The following is a 19,507-nucleotide window of genomic DNA, read 5'->3' on the forward strand; positions in this document are numbered from 1 at the left end:
AAAGGCAGGAATACAAAGAATTATGCAGAACATTACGTAATGCTAGATGTATTTAGGATAGTTAGGAGAATGAAGATGGTTGATACTATGTGGTGTACTGATAGGACCGATTTAAAGGTAGCTCAAGCCTTTTTAAATGAAGAGGGTACCTTCACTGAAGTGGATGCGACCTGGGAGGAATTATTTGGGTTTGATTCTAGTCAGTTATTATTTCACACATTAGATGAAGTGTTCGGTGAATACTTGGCGCAAGAAAACGGAACGCTCTTTCAATATTTAAAAGAACACCATAAATTATTACTTCTCTTGACTCAACTAGAAGAATGCCATCAACACGCACAATTGCATCTTACTCCTTTAAATATAGGGGAAAGACAGTATTTACTGCAGTTGAAAGTTGAAGAGAACGTAAATGGAGATGCATTACATGCTCAAACTAAGGAACAAGTGGGGAGTCAACTTTATTGGAAGATATTAAATGGAATTAAGGATGCTATTATTACGATAAAACTAGATGGGACATTTTTATTTGTTAACGAGAAAGCAGAAAAAATGTTAGGTCTCGCTTGGGATCAGCTGAAAGTGCGAGACTTTTGGTCTTTCTTACAAATGGATCAACAAGGACTTTCAAAAAAAGTTTATCAACTCCTATCTGGCCAAGAAAGTGTACAAGTAGAGTACTATCTAGAAAAGACAAAATGTTGGTACGATGTTCGTGCCTATAGAGTCGAAGATCAAGTCACTCTTTACTTTACCAATAGTTCAACTAGAAAAAAGATTGAACATGACTTAAGAGAAAGCGAACGAAGGTACAAAAGTCTTGTAGAGCATACGCCTGAGACGATCTCCGTTCATGATGGTAGACGATTAATTTATATTAATCCAGCAGGCGAAAAGCTCTTTAAGGCAAATAGTCGTCATGACTTACTTAATAAGAGAATCGATACCTTATATAAGGCAAATGACATCAAACGGATAAGCGAAAATGCAAGGCTTCTTATGTCTGGGAAGAAAAAGCTGACGACTTCATTATTCCAGTTGCAATGTTTAGATGGTACAACAGTGGATGTTGAAGCAACGTCAACGATCATCTTGTTTAAAGGAAAACCTGCGTTTCGAACCATCTTAAAGGATGTCTCAGAGCGTAAAAGAATGGATGATTTAATAAGAAAATCGGACAAATTATCGATGGTCGCCCAACTTGCAGCAGGTGTTGCTCATGAAATAAGAAATCCTTTAACAGCCATTAAAGGATTTTTACAGCTGTTTCAACGTGAACGGGAATTTAATGAACAGTTTCTTGAATTAGTGATGGAGGAGCTTGAGAGAGTAGAAGGTATTATTTATGAGTATTTAACATTAGCTAAGCCTAATCATGAATCAACCTTTCAAACATTGAAACTCCAGCCAATAGTACAGAAAGTAATGACATTGGTAGAAACTCAAAGCATCATGAAGAATGTTCAAGTTGATTTTGAGTTTGAGGATGTACCGACGATCTATGGTTCTGAGAAGCAATTAAAGCAAGTGTTCCTAAACTTGCTTCGAAATGCGATTGAAGCTGTCGAAGAAAATGGAGAAATTACGATTCGTCTTTTAAATCACCCAGAAAATCAAATTTGTATTCAAATCGAAGATAATGGTTGTGGTATACCAAAAGAAAGAATTGAGCGATTAGGTGAGCCTTTTTACTCAACGAAAGAAAAAGGAACTGGTCTCGGATTGATGGTCTGTTATAAAATCATAGAACATCATGAAGGGCTAGTAACCATTCATAGTGAGCTTGGAAGAGGAACGAAAATTGATGTGATCCTACCAGAATATTCACGTACCAAACAGTTACTTCAACAAAAATAAAGGAAGAACATGGCTCGCTCATGTTCTTCCTTTTTATTCCTCTTTTGGTTGTTTTGACTGTTTAATATGTTTTTTTAAAAGGGTGATGAGTTCTTGACTTTCTTTGTCTGTGTAGGTGAAATCGATCCCGTACTGAAACGAACTATTGTAGGAGTTCTTCCAAACAACCTCACCTTGAACTTCTAGCGTTTCATTTGCTAATTCAATATCCATTTCGATCGATGTTTTAGTCGTTTTTGGGTCAGGTAACTCTAAGTGAGAGCTCATTTTTAGTCCGCCGCCACTAATATCAATGATTAACATTTTTCCTTCATTACTATCGACGTCGGCAGTGGCAAGTTTAATGAGTTTAAAAGTAGCATTCAATGGTGAATTAAATTCATATCGAAACGATTCTTCACGTTTATATTGCATCCATCTCGCTCGCTTTCAAGTTGTTTTTCTTAGTATACAAGAAATTAATTATTTAGTAAGGTTTAAGATGTAACTTTTTAGTGAAATAAACCATTATATACTGCTAGCATCGCTCTTAGAAATTCAACAGCGAAATGCAAGCTGTAATACATAAGTAATACCGCAGCAAATCCATGAATCCACTTGAACAATTGCTTGCTTAAAACAAAGGAGGTTAATTTAGCTAGAACAGAAATAATTACATTCCATGTGAGTATACCTAAAAAAATAAAGGAAGTCTGAACTAAAATATGATCAAGGGAACCTGATTGTGTGGACTCACTTAAGACGGAACCATAGATCCCAAACCAAAACAAGATATTGATCGGATTAATAAGAGCGATGGTTAAACCAGTTAGAAAACATTTAATGACGAGGTTTTTTGAGTAGGGTGAAGGGGCCTTATCAATTTCTGTGGAATGAAACATACTCATGACGGATTCGTAGGCTAAGTACCCTAAAAAAAGAGATCCAAATAAAAATAATAAAAGGTGCACAGCTGGGATGGCCAGGATATGAGAAGTACCTTGATAAATAAGGGCCATAAAGAGTGCATCGGCTGACAGACCACCTAAGCCTATAGCTAACGCACAAAAAAAGCCATACTGCACTCCTCGTTTGATCATCTCTAATGTAAGTGGGCCAACGGGTGCGGCTAATGCAATGCCTAATAGCATTCCTGATAACAAAGTAGCTTCTCCTCCTTAATACAAGGTCCTACTTTAAGTAAATGAAGGAGTAAGACAAGTTATACATGAAACTTATTCATCATGAGTGAAATGATTCTAAGACTACACATGCTTTCATATAGTTATTTTCGGGAGGGCTCAATATGAAAAATCTATCAGACTACTTGTTAACAAGTGAGCAAATGCAAGATGAAAAGGTTGTACCCCAATGGGTCAAAAATGAGTATCATAATTATCGAGAAGTGGTACTAGAACCATCATTCCCATGTTTCTTTGGTAGAACGGGTGAAGAGCGTGGAGAATTGCGGTATTCCTACCTTTCTCATTCAGATTGGTCCCACTTACCAAAGACCCTTTCAACCTTTTTAGAGTTAGTTAAAGAACCACCTTTAATTAGGAGAGGGTTGTTTATATTTGTAGAACCTGAGGATAAAGAACAATCCCTATCTTACTACCGAAATTATTTCTGGGATGTGTTGCAATATTTGAATAAACATGACCCGAAGAGTTGGCCAGACCATACACCAGCAGATCCAGATCATTTTCTCTGGTCTTTCTGCTTTGATGATGAATCCATTTTTGCGTTTGGTAACGCACCAGCCTATAAGCAACGTATAACAAGAAACTTAGGTAATAGTATGGTAATAGGTATCCAACCTCGAAGAATATTCGAAGGATTAGAAGGAACTGAACCAAATGGAATCAACTCACGAGAAGCGGTAAGAAAACGAGTAGAAGCGTGGGATCAGCTTCCGAAACATCCTGATATTAGTCATTATGGTGATCCTGAACATAAAGAATGGAAGCAATTTTTCATTGGAGATGATTGTGAACCGATTGAATCAAAATGCCCATTCCATGCTTTAAATGCCACGAACCAAAAATAAATGTGATATAGCCAATTGATTCGGTCGTGATCAATTGGCTTTTTAGGACTAGATAAAGGAATTCGCTTCTTAATGTGGAATGGGTTAAGACATGATTTAAAAGGGAGGGCGGATATGATTAATTCCATTCTACTATGTGCAGATGGCTCACAGCATTCCATGCGTGCTGCAGATGGCTCACAGCATTCCATGCGTGCTGCAGAGAAGGCTATTGAGCTTGCGATGAAAAGTAAAATCCCTCTAGATATTGCCTACGTGATAAGCGGAGCAACTTCAAAATCTGATGTTCTATATTGCCATGATAAGTCTGATATTAGTCAAAGTAGACAAGCTAAGTTACAAATGATTCAAGAACGGTGCTTTGTCAAGAAAGTTCCTTGTCATATTCATTTATTACGTGGTGAACCAGGCCCGACAATTGTCCAATTCGCTAACAAACAAGCGTATGATTGTGTCATTTTAGGAAGTAGAGGCTTAAACCCATTTCAAAGCATGGTACTTGGAAGTGTTAGCCATAAAGTGGCAAAACGAGTCAAATGTCCAGTCTTACTAGTAAAGTAATCGTTTGACAAATAAAGTAATGGAGGCATAAACATGAGTAAAATATTATTACCATCGGATGGTTCTGAACATTCCATACGTTCAGCTGAAAAGGCCATTGTGCTAGCAACATTATACGAGGCACAAATCGATGTACTTTATGTAATTGATGGAGCTACATCGAAGAAAGATGTCTTACAGCATACAGATAAATATGTCATTGAAAAACGACGAAAAGAGCGACTCCAACCAATTGAAGAACGACTTAACCAAGCATCGATTACGTACAAAATTCATACGTTACATGGTGAACCGGGCCCAACCATTGTCCACTTTGCTAATGAAGGCGATTACGAATATGTTGTACTAGGTAGCAGAGGACTTAACAAGCTACAAACGATGGTTCTTGGGAGTGTTTCACATAAAGTGGCTAAACGAGTTGATAAACCGGTAATGATCGTGAAATAAAGAGTTTTAATGGTTAAAATAGATACTATTAGTATGCAAATAATAGATTGTGAAACTCTCAAATAATTTTGTGAAAACTTGTAATTATAGGAAAAAGACTTATAAAGTCCTGATTCATTTAGTATGATGGGTGTAGTTCGAAGCACATGATAAAAAATTTCAACTTATATGAAGGAGGAATTTTCAATGAGCAAGAAACTACTTTATGCAATTTTAGCAGGTGCACTATCAGTGAGTGTGTTAGCAGCTTGTGGTGAACCAGCCGATGAGCCGGCTCCAGCTGATGACCCAGCAATGGAAACAGAAGATGATATTGAAGTTGAAGAAGAAGACGCAGAATAAAGCTTAGAAAAAGGTGATCGCTATTAGCGGTCATCTTTTTTTGTGAGAAAAAACATCAAACTAGTTGTAAAAAGGGGAATTTTCTGATATTAATTAAAAAAGAATTTTTTTTAGGAAAGTTATTTTCATGCATAAAACTATGTGTTATTATGCATCTACAAGCATAATTATTATATTACTAGAAAGATAGTTGGGGGTCTGAAGAAAAATGAAAAAGTACAAATGGAGTGTAGCGGGTTTAACAGCAGTACTATCAGTAGGGTTATTAGCAGGTTGTGGAGCAGAAGGGGATGCGCCACCAGAAGTTGAAGCGCCAGCGGACGAGCCAACTGAGGAAGTGGATGAAAATGCAACGACTGGGGATGGTGATACATTGATCATGGCTACATCGGCTGATTATCCACCATATGAGTCGGTTGAACTAGAAACAGGTGAAATTGTAGGCTTTGATATCGATATCGCTGAACATATCGCTAGTGAATTAGGTTATGAACTTGAGATTGAAGATGTTGATTTTAATGGTCTCATTCCAGCGATGGAAGCAGGACGTGCAGACTTTGTTCTTGCGGGGATGACACCTACACCAGAGCGTGAGGAAAATGTTGATTTCTCTGATATTTACTATGAAGCTACAAACTTAATTGTTACGAAAGAAGATGCAGAGATTTCTTCATTAGAAGATTTAGACGGTTTAACGGTAGGGGTTCAACTAGGTTCAATTCAAGAAGGTGAAGCAGAGGATTTAGCAGAAGAGATTGGTTTTGAGGTGGAGAAGCGTGATCGCATTCCAGAATTGATTCAAGAATTACTTGCAGGACGCCTTGATGCAATCTTGATGGAAGATACAGTAGCCGATGGTTATATGGAATCACAATCTGGTCTTGCTCAATTTGAAGTACCTAGTGAGGAACTTGCAGGTTCGGCGATTGCTTTCCCTAAAGGTAGTGAGCTTAGAGAACCGTTCAATGAAAAATTAAATGAAATGATCGATAGTGGTCTAATGGACGAGCTGATCATTAAGTGGTTTGACACAGAAGAATAAAGAATACGTCGTGTAGGAAGGACAATTTCAGTCATGAATATCGATTTTAGAGTGATTGAACCTCACATCCCTTTTATTTTAAAAGGGATAGGGGTTACCTTACAATTTGTATCAACTTCATTATTAGTCGGTCTCATATTAGGGGTTATTTTAGCAGTAATGAAAATTGGGAAAGTGACCATTCTCAGATGGTTTGCTCATGCTTATACATCCGTGTTTCGCGGTACGCCTTTAATCTTGCAGTTATCCATTATTTATTACGGGGCTCCGCAATTCGGAATTGATATGAGTGCATTTTTAGCAGGGGTATTAGCATTCGGTTTAAATTCATCTGCTTATGTATCAGAAATTATTCGTGCAGGGATACAAGCGGTCGACAAAGGGCAAAAAGAAGCAGCGGCTGCTCTTGGAATTCCTGAGCGTCCAATGATGATCAGAATCATTTTGCCACAAGCATTTCGTAATATTCTACCTGCTCTTTTTAATGAGTTTATTAACTTAACGAAAGAATCAGCCATTGTCTCTATTATTGGTGTGTGGGATATTATGAGACGTGCTCAAATGGTAAATGCACAAATTTATAAGTATTTTGAGGCGTTATTGTTTGTTGGACTGATTTATTATGTGATGGTAATGGTGTTGACCATTATTGGACGAATGATTGAAAGGAGATTGCAACGTAGTGATTAAGGTTGTTGATTTGCATAAATCCTTCGGGAAAGTAGATGTATTAAAAGGGATTTCAACTGAAGTGAATAAAGGAGATGTGGTCGCAGTCATCGGGCCTTCTGGTTCTGGTAAATCAACGTTCTTACGTTGCATCAACCTTCTGGAAAGGCCGACTGCAGGTACGATTCTAGTTGGAAATGAGGACCTTACTAATAAAAAAACAAATGTGTTAAAGGTCCGTGAACAAATCGGGATGGTATTTCAGCATTTTCACTTATTTCCGCATATGACAGTCCTACAAAACTTAACGTATGCACCGATGACGGTAAAAGGGCTTTCTAAAACAGATGCGACAAAGCGTGCTGAAAAGCTTCTTGATAAAGTAGGCTTAAGTGAAAAGAGAGATGAATATCCTAATCGTCTCTCGGGTGGTCAAAAGCAACGTGTTGCGATCGCACGTGCTCTTGCGATGGAGCCTGAGGTCATGCTCTTTGATGAACCAACATCGGCACTTGATCCTGAAATGGTAAAAGAAGTACTTGCTGTTATGAAAGATTTAGCGCATACGGGCATGACAATGATGATTGTGACCCATGAGATGGGCTTTGCACGTGAAGTGGCAGATCGAGTGTTATTTTTAGATGGAGGAAAGCTCGTTGAAGATGCTCCTCCTGAAACATTCTTTTCTGCCCCTAAATCTGAAAGAGCAAGAGACTTTCTTGAAAAGGTATTGTAATTAAGGGATTCACAGTTTTTATAACTGTGGGTCTTTTTTAATTTGGGGAGGAAGGTTAAAATAGATGGTAAACTAAAGCAAAAAAGAAAGGCCTGTGGTTCATGAATGAATTTTAAAATTGGCTACCGAACCTTAAAAACAGCCGTAGGTGCTGCAATTGCTATTGGAATTGCACAAATGCTACATCTTGATTTTTATGCATCTGCGGCTATCCTCACCATCCTATGTATATCAGTCACGAGAAGGAAGTCATTAGTCGTCTCATGGCAACGGTTTGCCGCCTGTTTAATTGGGATGGCCTATAGTGTGATTATATTTGAACTGATCGGCTATCAACCTTGGTCATTAGGGATATTACTTCTTCTCTTCATCCCGACAGCTGTTATGCTAAGAGTACAGGAAGGGATTGTGACAAGTTCCGTTATCGTCTTGCATTTATATACACTCCAACAAGTGTCAGTTGCTATTATCATCAATGAAGTGCTATTAATCATTATTGGTATTGGGGTTGCCCTCGTAATGAATTTATACATGCCAAGTAGTGAAAAGGTTTTAAGGGTTTATTTGCGTGATATTGAAGACCACTTTAAAAAGATCTTGCATGAAATGGCTGAATATTTACGTCATGGTGAAAGTGAGTGGGACGGAAAAGAGATTCCAGAAACAATAGAGCTTCTTAAAGTTGGTAAGAATGAAGCGCTTCGTAATGTCCATAATCATATTATGCGTTATGAAGATCAGTACTATCACTACTTTAAAATGAGAGAGAAGCAATTTGAAATTGTCGAGAGACTTATGCCGTTTGTCTCATCCTTGGAAAAGTCATTGCCCCAAAGTATAGAACTAGCCGACTTTCTAGATGAGTTAAGTAAATCGTTAAGTCCTGCTAATCATGTTGTCTATTTTCTTGAGCGACTTGATAAGATGGAGGCAGAATTTAAAGAAATGGACCTACCTCAATCAAGAGAAGAGTTTGAAATTCGGTCATCGCTTCTCTACATCATGCATGAGCTTAGACAATATTTACACATAAAGGACCGCTTATGGAACCACGTGGATAAACGATCCATATAAAACACACACTATCAAAAAAAGTAAAGACGGTGATCTTAGATGGTAGCAGTGTGTTTAGCTTTATTGATGATTGCCTCACCGATTTGGCCACTTGGAGAAAATCCGAGCTATGGCGATCCATTTATTATTGTGAATGTAGCTACTAATGAGTTGGCCTATATCCATGACGGAAGCTTACAAGAAATACTTCCGGTCGCAAGTGGAAAAGAAGGAGATCGAACACCTACGGGCTTTTTTTCGGTTGTGGTAAAAGCCAAAAATCCTTATTACAGAAAGTTAGACATTCGAGGTGGAGACGTTCATAACCCTTTAGGAACACGATGGATTGGTTTTGATGCGAGGGGAACGGACGGTAGAATTTATGGGATACATGGCACAAACCGGCCTGATTCAATCGGGTCGCATGTAACGGCGGGTTGTATTCGCTTACCAAATGAAGTAGTGGAGAAACTGTACGAGGATATTCCTTTGGGAACAAAACTGTATATCACAGATAAAGTAGATGCATCATTTGAGGAACTTGCGAAAAAAGCAGGAGCTATGTAAGAAAGTCGTTGCCATTTGGCAACGACTTTTATTTGTTTTAGAACAATGATACACCCATTAAAAGTGTTCCAACGACCATTGTGAAAATCATAATATAAATGATTGTTTTTTGGAATTTACGTGGCATTGCATAAACCCTCCCTCATATGTCTCTTATTCTATATTACTAATTTCTGACGCTAAGGACAAGAGGTAGCTTCTTTATCGAGAAATTTTGACAAGCTATGCAGGAGATTTTAGACCTATGACGAATTAGTTTAAGTAGATTGTCATGATTGGAGGAGTGGTTCCTTTGAGTGAAAAAACACCGAAAAAAATTGACCATATCGGAATTGCAGTTACATCGATTGAAGAGGTTCTCCCTTTTTATGTTGGAAGTTTGAAATTGAGATTAATCGATATTGAAGAAGTTCCATCACAAGGGGTCAAAGTTGCTTTTTTAGGAATTGGAGAATCAAAAATTGAGTTACTTGAGCCCCTTTCGGAGGAAAGTCCGATTGCCAAATTCATCGCTAAACGTGGAGAAGGCGTACACCATATAGCACTTGGTGTAACAAGTATTGAAACTAGAATTGAAGATATTAAAGAAAATGGTGTGCAAATGATTCATGAAGAGCCGGTACCTGGCGCTGGCGGAGCGAAAGTAGCCTTTTTGCATCCGAAATCAGCAAGAGGTGTCTTGTATGAATTTTGCGAGAAAACAAATGCTACTATAACTAAAGAATAAATCATAAAGCGCAAACGTTTAGGTTTGCGCTTTATTTAGCTTTTTTTAATAAAAAGTACCTATTACTACACCTTTAAAAACCATGCTAAAAAGGAGAAAAGGTGAAAAAAATCGCAAAATCATGTACCATTAAGCTGACACTATAAATTGGAGGCTTACATAATGATTAATGAACAACGTTTAGTTGACGAGTTTTTGGAGCTTGTACAGATTGATTCTGAAACAAAATTTGAGCAGACTATTGCTCCGATCTTAAAAGAAAAATTTACTTCTCTTGGTGTAGACGTATTTGAAGATGATGCTGCCGATAAAACAGATCATAGCGCAGGAAACTTAATTTGTACCCTACCTGGAACAAAAGACGGTGTAGACACGATTTATTTCACTTCACATATGGATACAGTTGTACCAGGTATTGGTGTGAAGCCATCCATTAAAGATGGATATGTCGTGACGGATGGAACGACAATATTAGGAGCGGATGATAAAGCAGGAATTGCTGCGATGCTTGAGGGCATTCGAGTTCTAAAAGAAGAGAATATTGAACATGGAACCATTCAATTTATTATTACGGTAGGGGAAGAATCAGGGCTTGTAGGAGCTAAAGCTATGGATCCATCTCTTTTAAAAGCGAAATACGGATTTGCTCTAGATAGTGACGGTCCTGTTGGAAACATTATTGTAGCAGCGCCAACACAAGCAAAGGTTCGTGCAGTTGTTCATGGGAAAACAGCTCATGCTGGTGTAGCACCTGAAAAAGGCATCTCTGCGATTACAGTAGCTGCTAAAGCCATCTCTAAAATGCCATTAGGTCGTATCGATAAGGAAACAACGGCAAACATCGGTCGATTTGAAGGTGGAAGTCAAACGAATATCGTATGTGACCACGTGGCGATTCTAGCTGAAGCTCGTTCATTAGTAAACGAAAAGATGGAAGCGCAAGTAGCTAAAATGAAAGAAGCATTTGAAAATACGGCAGCAGAAATGGGCACAAAAGCTGATGTTGAAATTGATGTGATGTATCCAGGGTTTAAATTAGGTGATGGTGATGAGGTTGTCGAGGTGGCTAAGCGAGCAATCACTTCAATTGGGCGTACACCTGAACTATTGCAAAGTGGTGGCGGTAGTGATGCCAATATCTTTGCTGGACACGGTGTTCCAACGGTGAATTTAGCTGTAGGATACGAAGAAATTCATACGAAAAATGAGCGTATGCCAATTTCAGAGCTCGTAAAATTATCTGAAGCTGTTGTTGCGGTAGTTAGGGAAGCAGCAAAATAACGAATAGATCCGGTGAATCTCAAAAGATTCATCGGTTTTTTTGAAGAATGACAGCCGATGATGAGAGAGGCTATGCTAGGTGAGCTTGCATGCGAAAAACCATAATACAAGGTGTGAAATAATTCTAGTTGAAGAATGGAAGAACATGATCAAGGGACACCTAGAGTAACCTCAAATCCTTCGCTAAAAGCATCTATTAATCGGCTTGTCCGAACACTCGGCAGACATTATAAAAATCAGGCCTTATGCCAATATGATCATGCGAACTTATACGTGGGCTAACATAAACATAGAAGATGAAAAACGCTTGTGGAATTATTGTAAAACATTCAAAATGCCCTCAAACGGATTCTTAATGCAAGAAAGGTGAATGGTTTGAGAAGTATTTACCAAACTCTAAACTCTCTAACACTACTTCCTCTGTATCACCAATCATTGAGGCAATTTGTGCGATGGTTGGCGATCTGAAGTTTTCTTTGCGGTAGTCGTGGAGGATAACAACAATGCGGTCGAATACATCGGCATAGCGCTGATCACATTTCAACTGATAGTGGGTCATTGTAAGACACCTCCAATTATGCAGGCCCTTCGACAAAATGGGAATCATTTCGCCTGCTACTTAAACCTTATCTGATAGAACGGGAAAGTGCAATGTTTTTTTCGAAAAAAGATCTTGACTAACCCTTTATAAACTTGGTATGATGCTAGTTTTAACAAAAAAATTAAAAGTGTGAAATTTGGTTGCTTTGCATGACGAACGTTCTTTCGTATAATAAATGAGTAGAGAAGGAGGGGATAGGATTGAGTCAAAGACGAGTCATTTTTCATATTGATATGAATAGCTTTTATGCGTCAGTTGAGATGTCCTATGACCCTACCTTGAGAGGTAAGCCGTTAGCAATAGCTGGTAATGTGGAAGAGCGAAGAGGCATTATTGTCACAAGCAGCTATGAAGCGAGGGCTAAGGGTGTTAAAACAACGATGCCAGTTTGGAGGGCAAAGCGTTTATGTCCTGAGTTACTGTTGATGAAGCCAAATCATGAGAGATATCGTCAAGCTTCTCGTGCCCTTTTTGAGTTGTTGGGAAGTTATACTCCACTTGTTCAACCCGTTTCAATTGATGAAGGTTATTTAGATGTCACATCCTATTTACCAATTAAGCATCCATATGAACTGGCTAAGGATATTCAAACTCGTATTAAATTGGAATTGGATTTACCTTGTAGCATTGGGATCGCGCCGAATAAATTTCTTGCAAAAATGGCAAGTGATATGAAAAAGCCAAATGGAATCACGATATTAAGAAAAAGAGATATAAAGCAGATGTTATGGCCTCTTCCAATTAGTGAAATGTATGGAATTGGAAGGCGTACTGTAGATAAATGGGAAAAGCGCGGGATTAAAACAATTGGAGACCTTGCAAATGCAAATCAATTAGATGTTCAAGGATGGTTTGGTACAAATGGGCGAAAGCTTCATGACCGTGCGAACGGGATTGATGATCGACCAGTTGACCCAGAAGCTATTTATGAATTTAAAACGATCGGTCATTCCACCACGCTTAAGCAAAACACTAAAAATATGGCACTGATTGAAAGGTCCTTTGAATCCTTAGCTGAGTCCGTCAGTAAAAGGTTAAAGAAAAAAGAAGTATTAGCGAGAGGCATTCAAGTGACGATCCGTTATCATGATTGGAAAACAGTCACCAGAAGTCAAAAGGTTACAAACCCTATTCAAAGCAGTGAAGAGATTTTCGAGGTAGCAACTGCTTTATTTACTAAGGCATGGAATCAAGAATCAGTTAGGTTAATTGGAATAAGTAGCTATGATTTAATTGAGCAGCAGCATGCGTATAAACAATTAGATTTATTTCATTATAAAGAAGACATGAAAGAAGAAAAAATAGCGAACACGTTAAAAGAAATTCATGCTCGATTCGGTGAAGATATACTTCACAAAGGGACTGCTTCAACATGGAAAAGTAAAGATGAGTCTGCTCGTGAGTCAGGATCTAGCTTTCGAAAAGATTTTCTTGAACCAGAATGAACGAATTCTGGTTCTTTTTTATGCATTGATTAACTCTAGTAGCACGAATGCCGATAATAAGAATAAGAACGAAGATGATCGGGAGCGTGAGCGTATGCAAGTCAATCACCTAAATCAAACTCAGAGTCAACCAGAGCGGTCGGTACCGTTACGTGAAGGTGATGTTTATAACGCAGTAATGAAAGAAAGACGAGATAATCAGGAAGCTGTTTTACATATAAGGGGCAGGGAGGTCGTCGCAAAGTTTGAAGGGAAGATGCCTGAGAGTGATCGTATGACCATTCAAATTGATCAAATAAAAGATGATATTATTAGGGTGAGAACGGTCAGTGAGGAGTTACGCAATGGCAGGGCTGCAACTACTAACCAACTAAGAGATGTGATGACGAACACTCTGAGACAATTAGGTGGGGATCCCACTTCTCCTGTCCTAAGACAAGCTGCTCAAACATTAATGGATAAAGGAGTCCCTCTGACAAGAGAGGGTGTGCAAGGGCTACAACGATTTCTAGGCAGTGGAAATGTAGACACTAGTCGTCTTGAAACGGTTAAGGCTTTAGCAAATAAACGATTAGAAGTGACATCCACCCACCTAAGAAGTGTCCATGAAGCCTTGCACGGGAGACCCTTGACTCATGTATTGAACGATCTCGCAAAAGAAGTATATCCTAATTTCAAAATAGAATCTCGTGAGAAAGTAGATAGAGCGGAACCTTCAGAAAGCACGCGGAATGGTAGGGAGATTAGACAAGAAGGCAATAACACTCCTAAAATCAACAGAGACCAACTAATGGACATTCGTAATTTTGTTCAAAGGGAACCCTCTATTCAAAAGGCAGCCGAAGAGCTGCGAACAAACGTAGTTAATCAACCAGCGATGTCACGAGAAGTTTCACAACTTATAGAGAGAGCGACAAGTGAAGCCCTTCATCTTGATAAAGTAGGAAGAGAGAGACTAACCGAAGCGATAAGACAAATAGAAATTCAAGCCTCAACAAATAGTGAGAGGCAATTGTCACGCAATATGCAAGCAATTCTTCAAAAAGAACCATCGATCGAGAGAGTGGTGAATGAAGTAAGAGGGCAGCTTGCTGAACAGAAGGCTCATTTTTCAAATCAGCAAAAACAAACGCTTGAACGAGTATTAACTCAGGTAAGTCAACTATCTCAAGTTGGTAGAGTGCAAATGATGCAGGCTTTAATAAGAGGGGAACAGCAATTTAGTGCTGAACATAATACATCGGTGTCGGAAGTGAAAATCGGAAGAGATGGAAATAACCAGCAGCAAACCTTATCCGATTTGGTGTCTAAAGCAATCAATACGCTTCAAAAAGAACCAAATGTTCAAAAGGTCATCCAACAAATAGAGTCTAATCTTATACAGCATCCTAAGTTACTTGAGGATACCAAATCATCCATTCAAGATAAACTTAATCAGGCCAGTGAACGAGCAGGTAAGGGGAGAGAGCTTGCTGCAAGACAGCTTGTGAGTCAAGTATTACAGCAGACAGAAGAGGTAGCTCGCCAACTAGAGCCGGCTCCAATTAGACATACTGTTGAAAGCCAAACCTATATTCAAAATGAGCAATTCCAGACAAGTATGGAAGTAGCCAGTAAAAATATTGCAGTCACCAGCGTCACTCAGAAGCTTGCAGAAGCAACTGCAGATTTCAAGCAATTTCAAAGAGAGATAACAAGAACGCTAGACCAAGTCTCGCGCCAAATTGAGCAATTTAAAAACCATGCACAACCTATTGCAAAGCCCTTGCTTGAAACAACCATCAAAAAACTAGACACAGCCATTCTTCGTTCGGAAATGATGCTGTTAACTGATATGAAAACAGAACGCAGCCTCATGCAAGCAAGCGGGCAGTTAGCCGAAGCTAAGAAATTGTTGGCTAAAGGGCAACACCGACAGGCCAACCAAATCGTTCGTGAAGTTACTCAATTAATGGAACGTTTGAATTTCAAACCATCTGAAACGAAAGTAAAGCATTATGTTGCCATAAATGAAAGAGCTGGACAAGAAGGGCGTCTACCTTCTACATCCCTTCCACAACAATTTTCAGAGACGGTTCGAACACCGATACAAGAAGGATCACCACGTGCTATGTTTGAGATGGTCCGTGGGATGGGACTTAATCGTGATAGCGAAATTGCTCAATTTTTAGCATCAGGACGTGAACAACAGCAGGAATCTAGTGAGAGAAATATGAAGTCTGCTTTAATGCAATTAGCACGAGGGGAAGAAGAGGGAACAAGAACGAGCCAACTTGCAAATCAAGCTCTAAACAATGTGACTGGACAACAGTTATTAAGTAGGTCAGATCAACAAGCCAATATGCAAAGTTTGTTTTTTACTCTCCCAATGCTGTTAGAAAATAAAGTAGAGAACCTCCAAGTATTTGTAAACTCTCGCAATGAAGGCGAGAAAGTTGATTGGGAGAATTGTAGTATCTTTTTTTTAATGGAAACACCTAAGATGGGCGAGGTCGGTATATCAATCTCAGCAGCTGATCGCCAATTATCTGTCACTTTAAAAAATGATGACGAAACATTCCCTAATCGTATGGCTCCTCTAGTCGATAAAGCTGTAGATAAATTAATGGAAATCGGTTACTCGATTAAAGGAATAAATTATACAAAATTGCATCATGAAATAGTAGAAAAAGCAGGCAGGGAAGAAACCCAGTCTAAAAAGATAAAACCAATTTTCACTGAGGAAGGGTTTGATTATAAAATATGATCGTACAAAAACATTTTAATCAGACGAAAAGACGTGTCCAAAATGGTCCGACTGCCGCAGTAATTCGTTATGATAAAGAAGAAGGCGGGGCTCCAAAAGTAGTTGCACATGGGAAAGGTCAGCTTGCCAATCAAATCATTGAGCTCGCTAAAAAAAATGAAATTCACATGCAAGAAGATGCTACCCTTGTTTCAAATTTACTAGATATGGATCTTGGAGATAATATTCCGCCACAACTTTACTCGGTTATGGCAGAGATTTTACTTTTGATTGAAGATATGGAGAAAAACTATTAAACAACGTTCGACAACAGCCGATAATACTAGTGTGAATAGAAAATATAGACGGAGGTGGAAAGGTTTGACCACTTTCCTAACGAATGAAGCCTTACATCAAAAGTCTCCTCAAGAGCTAACTGCCCTATTATACGAGGCATGCTTAACGAATTTAGAAGATGCTATGGCGTTGATTGATCAAAAAGAGTTTACAGAAGCGAATGAAAAATTAAAAAAAGCTAGTGATATTGTACATCGACTAGGTACTGGAATTAATTATGAAGCTGGCATTATTGCTGACCAGCTTGATCAAGTATATAACTATCTCGCTGATCAATTAGTAGAAGCGAATATAAGAAAAGATAAAAACATCATTCAAGAAGCTATCACCATTTTAGAGGCTCTCATGTCTTCATGGAATGAAGCGATGAAATCCAAAAAAGATTCACAGCCAAAAATGATGAAGCAAAAGGCAAATGCTTACGAGTCCACTGCTATTTACCAAGATTAAAGGAGCCTATCCAAAATGAAAATTAACAATAATATCCAAGCCCTAAATTCTTACCGTAATCTCTATCAAAATCAATTCCAAACTTCAAAAAACTTAGAGAAGCTATCATCAGGTCTACGTATTAACCGTGCAGCCGATGATGCAGCTGGTCTAGCTATTTCTGAAAAAATGCGTTCACAGATTCGTGGTTTGAAAATGGCAGAGCGTAATGCAATGGACGGTATTTCCTTAATGCAAACATCTGAAGGAGCCATGCAAGAAGTACATACGATGCTTCAACGTATGCGTGAATTAGCTGTTCAAGCAGCGAATGACACAAATACAGAATATGATCGTGAACAAATCCAAAAAGAAATCGATCAGTTAAAATCTGAGATTGATTCGATTTCTGAGAAGACCGAGTTTAATACACGCAAGCTTTTAAATGGTTTTAGTGCAGTGTTGACGACGTATGAGAATGATGCAAATGAGATTAATTTGGTTGGATTTCCAAAAGTCACTGATGCAAACTTAAAGTCTGGAGACTACCAAGTTGAAATTACTGATCCTACAGCGAAATATACTTTTACACAAAAGGCAGCTGGTTTAGGGTCTGATGAAGCGAACGATGTGACATTTACAGAAGGTCTTGGGGAAGAGCCAACGATGTTATTTGGTGAATACACAATTATGATTCGAGAAGTGAACACCGATAGTGAAGATGCAAAAATTGAAATCTTAGATCCTAATGGCTTATCAATTGGAAATAAAGTAGTTAATATTGGTGGACATGCTGATGCAGGTAAGGTAGATATTTTTGGGTTGACTATAGATACTTCTAAAATTAGCTCTGCTGGTACTGTTAAGGTGAAGATGGAAGTTGAAGCAGAAATCGTCTTGAGAGACAATAATGATTCTGAAGAACCTACTGATATTCAAGCATCAAGAAAACTAGTGTCAAATAATGGTCTATTTAAGCATGGTGGGATTGAGTATCAATTTAATACAAGTATCGAGGCAGGGGAAATGGACTTTAACATCACCAACAACGCCCTTTCTTTCCAAATCGGACCTAATACGAATCAAAATGTAATGATTGATATTCCTCGTATGGATATTGTGACGTTAGGTATTGAGGGTATTGATGTGTTATCAAATGAAGGAGCAAGTCAAGCAATCTTCCAATTAGATCAAGCGATCAATAAGCTTTCTGATGCTCGTGCAAAGCTTGGGGCAGTTCAAAACCGTATGGAGCACACGATCAATAACCTTCAAGTAACGCATGAGAACTTGACAGCTTCGGAGTCTCGTATTCGTGATGCCGATATGGCCCTTGAGATGACGGAATTTACTCGTAATAATATTTTAAATCAATCAGCAACTGCAATGCTTGCGCAAGCTAACCAATTGCCGCAAGGTGTATTGCAATTGCTCCAATAATACTGATCTTTAAAGGGCGGGGAGACAATTGTCTTTTCGCTTTTTCTTATCTCAACAGTAGATACTTGTGCTACACTAGTGACAAGAATATCGTAAGGGTGTGAGTGCATGGATGTTCAACGAATTGCTCGGACTGGGCTTGGGAAGGTTGAACCGAAGAAACAAGAACCGACTGCTAAAGTTTCATTTCATGAAGTGATGGGAAAGCAGCGAGATGACAAAGCGTATGAAAAATTATCTCAACTGATGCACAAAATCGATGACCAAGGGAAAGTGCTTTCCGAAACACGTACAGTTGAAGAATTACGAAAATACAAACAGCTTGTCAAAGAATTTATGGAAGATGCTGTTCAATTTGGCTTGAGCCTTGAAGAACGTAGAGGTTTTAACCGGAGGGGCCGGACAAAAATCTATAAAATTGTGCAAGAGGTTGATCGTAAACTACTCGATTTAACAGATGCAGTCCTTGAAAAAGAGAAAAAAGGGCTTCAAATACTGGATATGGTTGGGGAAATTAAAGGATTGCTCGTTAATATTTATGCTTAAAGAAGACCTATGTCTGCCACAGGTCTTTTCTTCATTTATAAGAGTGGAAATAGCAGTAATAAAAACAAGTCAAACACTAAATGGGAGAGGATCGCGACCCAAAGGTTCCTTGTTTTGACATAAATGCAGGCCCATACGAAACCAGCAATCAAGGCAGCTAAGAAGAGTAGAATACTTCCGGCAAATACATGAGCGAGCGCATACAACCCAGTTCCAATAAGAGCTGCTTTTAATGGTGTGTTTTTAACAAGCAGACGTTTTACGAGGAAGCCTCGCCAAAACCATTCTTCACCAGGGATGATAATTAAAAACAACCAAACATAGTGAAAGGAAGTCGTCGGTTGGACTAAAGTATATAGAGATTGAAGTTGCTCCATCAATGGGAGTCCAGATACCTCGATGAACCATTTTCCACAAGCGAATAGTACATAAAGACCAATCCCGCTCCCAACGCCAAGTATGATCCCACCTGTAGTAGGAATAGAAATATCCATTTTAGTAGTAAGCCACGCATAGATTGTTAAAATAGAGAGCGATACAGGAAATAGTATCCAAAAATCAAACGGTTGCCATGAAAAACTCATAAAGAGTAGGAATACAGCTAATACATATCCAACTACTGTGGTCTGAGCAATGCGCACGATAAAAACGTC

The 19,507-nt window shown here is 38.7% G+C and carries 23 protein-coding genes; 18 read left to right on the forward strand and 5 right to left on the reverse strand.

Features of this window, described 5'->3' with window-relative positions; translation table 11 throughout:
- The first annotated feature begins 75 nt into the window (after positions 1 to 75).
- Entirely contained in the window at positions 76 to 1,857 is a 1,782-nt protein-coding gene (locus tag RYX56_RS02480; protein WP_317120553.1) for an ATP-binding protein, read from the forward strand.
- Positions 1,858 to 1,890: 33 nt separating this feature from the next.
- Here RYX56_RS02480 and RYX56_RS02485 read toward each other — a convergent pair whose 3' ends face one another.
- The gene (locus RYX56_RS02485) at positions 1,891 to 2,271 is read right to left on the reverse strand and encodes a PilZ domain-containing protein (RefSeq protein ID WP_317120554.1); all 381 of its coding nucleotides are present in this window, start codon (positions 2,269 to 2,271) and stop codon (positions 1,891 to 1,893) included.
- A 77-nt stretch (positions 2,272 to 2,348) separates the two neighbouring features.
- Positions 2,349 to 2,999, reverse strand: a complete 651-nt coding sequence (locus RYX56_RS02490; RefSeq protein ID WP_317120555.1) for a LysE family transporter — start codon at positions 2,997 to 2,999, stop codon at positions 2,349 to 2,351.
- A 143-nt stretch (positions 3,000 to 3,142) separates the two neighbouring features.
- On the opposite strand from RYX56_RS02490, the gene RYX56_RS02495 reads away from it, so the two are divergent.
- The 9 genes from RYX56_RS02495 (at position 3,143) to RYX56_RS02535 (ending at position 9,303) form a co-directional block, all read left to right on the forward strand.
- The gene (locus RYX56_RS02495; RefSeq protein ID WP_317120556.1) at positions 3,143 to 3,886 is read left to right on the forward strand and encodes a YqcI/YcgG family protein; all 744 of its coding nucleotides are present in this window, start codon (positions 3,143 to 3,145) and stop codon (positions 3,884 to 3,886) included.
- Between the two features lie 114 nt (positions 3,887 to 4,000).
- Positions 4,001 to 4,447, forward strand: coding sequence for a universal stress protein (locus RYX56_RS02500; RefSeq protein ID WP_317120557.1), 447 nt, complete (start codon positions 4,001 to 4,003; stop codon positions 4,445 to 4,447).
- A 33-nt stretch (positions 4,448 to 4,480) separates the two neighbouring features.
- Positions 4,481 to 4,894, forward strand: a complete 414-nt coding sequence (locus tag RYX56_RS02505) for a universal stress protein (protein ID WP_317120558.1) — start codon at positions 4,481 to 4,483, stop codon at positions 4,892 to 4,894.
- A gap of 186 nt (positions 4,895 to 5,080) precedes the next feature.
- Entirely contained in the window at positions 5,081 to 5,236 is a 156-nt protein-coding gene (locus tag RYX56_RS02510) for a hypothetical protein (protein WP_317120559.1), read from the forward strand.
- 208 nt (positions 5,237 to 5,444) lie between these two features.
- On the forward strand, positions 5,445 to 6,278 hold the full coding sequence (locus tag RYX56_RS02515; RefSeq protein WP_317120560.1) for a transporter substrate-binding domain-containing protein: 834 nt from the start codon (positions 5,445 to 5,447) through the stop codon (positions 6,276 to 6,278).
- A 33-nt stretch (positions 6,279 to 6,311) separates the two neighbouring features.
- Positions 6,312 to 6,968, forward strand: a complete 657-nt coding sequence (locus RYX56_RS02520; RefSeq protein WP_317120561.1) for an amino acid ABC transporter permease — start codon at positions 6,312 to 6,314, stop codon at positions 6,966 to 6,968.
- Entirely contained in the window at positions 6,961 to 7,683 is a 723-nt protein-coding gene (locus RYX56_RS02525) for an amino acid ABC transporter ATP-binding protein (RefSeq protein WP_317120562.1), read from the forward strand. Before RYX56_RS02520 ends, RYX56_RS02525 begins: the two co-directional genes overlap by 8 nt.
- A 105-nt stretch (positions 7,684 to 7,788) precedes the next feature.
- Positions 7,789 to 8,757 (forward strand): aromatic acid exporter family protein, encoded by a 969-nt coding sequence (locus RYX56_RS02530; RefSeq protein ID WP_317120563.1) that lies wholly within the window; start codon positions 7,789 to 7,791, stop codon positions 8,755 to 8,757.
- 39 nt (positions 8,758 to 8,796) lie between these two features.
- Entirely contained in the window at positions 8,797 to 9,303 is a 507-nt protein-coding gene (locus RYX56_RS02535; RefSeq protein ID WP_317120564.1) for a L,D-transpeptidase, read from the forward strand.
- A 37-nt stretch (positions 9,304 to 9,340) separates the two neighbouring features.
- Here RYX56_RS02535 and prli42 read toward each other — a convergent pair whose 3' ends face one another.
- A complete protein-coding gene (gene prli42 / locus RYX56_RS02540) occupies positions 9,341 to 9,430 on the reverse strand; it encodes a stressosome-associated protein Prli42 (protein WP_022626944.1) in 90 nt (29 codons plus the stop codon).
- A gap of 165 nt (positions 9,431 to 9,595) precedes the next feature.
- Between prli42 and mce the strand changes: the two genes are divergently transcribed.
- Together mce and RYX56_RS02550 are read left to right on the forward strand one after the other, a co-directional pair.
- The gene (gene mce / locus RYX56_RS02545; RefSeq protein ID WP_317120565.1) at positions 9,596 to 10,030 is read left to right on the forward strand and encodes a methylmalonyl-CoA epimerase; all 435 of its coding nucleotides are present in this window, start codon (positions 9,596 to 9,598) and stop codon (positions 10,028 to 10,030) included.
- Positions 10,031 to 10,192: 162 nt separating this feature from the next.
- Positions 10,193 to 11,311, forward strand: coding sequence for a tripeptidase T (locus RYX56_RS02550; protein ID WP_317120566.1), 1,119 nt, complete (start codon positions 10,193 to 10,195; stop codon positions 11,309 to 11,311).
- A gap of 352 nt (positions 11,312 to 11,663) precedes the next feature.
- Here RYX56_RS02550 and RYX56_RS02555 read toward each other — a convergent pair whose 3' ends face one another.
- Positions 11,664 to 11,870, reverse strand: coding sequence for a hypothetical protein (locus tag RYX56_RS02555; RefSeq protein WP_317120567.1), 207 nt, complete (start codon positions 11,868 to 11,870; stop codon positions 11,664 to 11,666).
- Positions 11,871 to 12,112: 242 nt separating this feature from the next.
- On the opposite strand from RYX56_RS02555, the gene RYX56_RS02560 reads away from it, so the two are divergent.
- The 6 genes from RYX56_RS02560 (at position 12,113) to RYX56_RS02585 (ending at position 18,854) form a co-directional block, all read left to right on the forward strand.
- Complete coding sequence (locus tag RYX56_RS02560) at positions 12,113 to 13,357, forward strand: DNA polymerase IV (protein WP_317120568.1); 1,245 nt, start codon at positions 12,113 to 12,115, stop codon at positions 13,355 to 13,357.
- Positions 13,311 to 16,103, forward strand: coding sequence for a hypothetical protein (locus RYX56_RS02565; protein WP_317120569.1), 2,793 nt, complete (start codon positions 13,311 to 13,313; stop codon positions 16,101 to 16,103). The genes RYX56_RS02560 and RYX56_RS02565 overlap by 47 nt, the downstream gene beginning before the upstream one ends.
- Complete coding sequence (locus RYX56_RS02570) at positions 16,100 to 16,399, forward strand: EscU/YscU/HrcU family type III secretion system export apparatus switch protein (protein WP_317120570.1); 300 nt, start codon at positions 16,100 to 16,102, stop codon at positions 16,397 to 16,399. The genes RYX56_RS02565 and RYX56_RS02570 overlap by 4 nt, the downstream gene beginning before the upstream one ends.
- A 64-nt stretch (positions 16,400 to 16,463) precedes the next feature.
- Entirely contained in the window at positions 16,464 to 16,889 is a 426-nt protein-coding gene (fliS, locus tag RYX56_RS02575; RefSeq protein ID WP_317120571.1) for a flagellar export chaperone FliS, read from the forward strand.
- A gap of 15 nt (positions 16,890 to 16,904) precedes the next feature.
- Entirely contained in the window at positions 16,905 to 18,308 is a 1,404-nt protein-coding gene (locus RYX56_RS02580; protein ID WP_317120572.1) for a flagellin N-terminal helical domain-containing protein, read from the forward strand.
- Positions 18,309 to 18,416: 108 nt separating this feature from the next.
- Positions 18,417 to 18,854 carry a YaaR family protein gene (locus RYX56_RS02585; RefSeq protein ID WP_317120573.1) on the forward strand — a complete coding sequence of 146 codons (438 nt, stop codon included), beginning with the start codon at positions 18,417 to 18,419 and terminating at the stop codon, positions 18,852 to 18,854.
- 35 nt (positions 18,855 to 18,889) lie between these two features.
- Here the strand turns inward: RYX56_RS02585 and RYX56_RS02590 are convergent, their stop codons facing one another.
- Positions 18,890 to 19,495, reverse strand: coding sequence for a CPBP family intramembrane glutamic endopeptidase (locus RYX56_RS02590; protein WP_317120574.1), 606 nt, complete (start codon positions 19,493 to 19,495; stop codon positions 18,890 to 18,892).
- Positions 19,496 to 19,507 lie beyond the last annotated feature (12 nt).

The organism is Alkalihalophilus lindianensis, assembly GCF_032843265.1.
GTDB classification, from domain to species: domain Bacteria; phylum Bacillota; class Bacilli; order Bacillales; family Bacillaceae_D; genus Alkalihalophilus; species Alkalihalophilus lindianensis.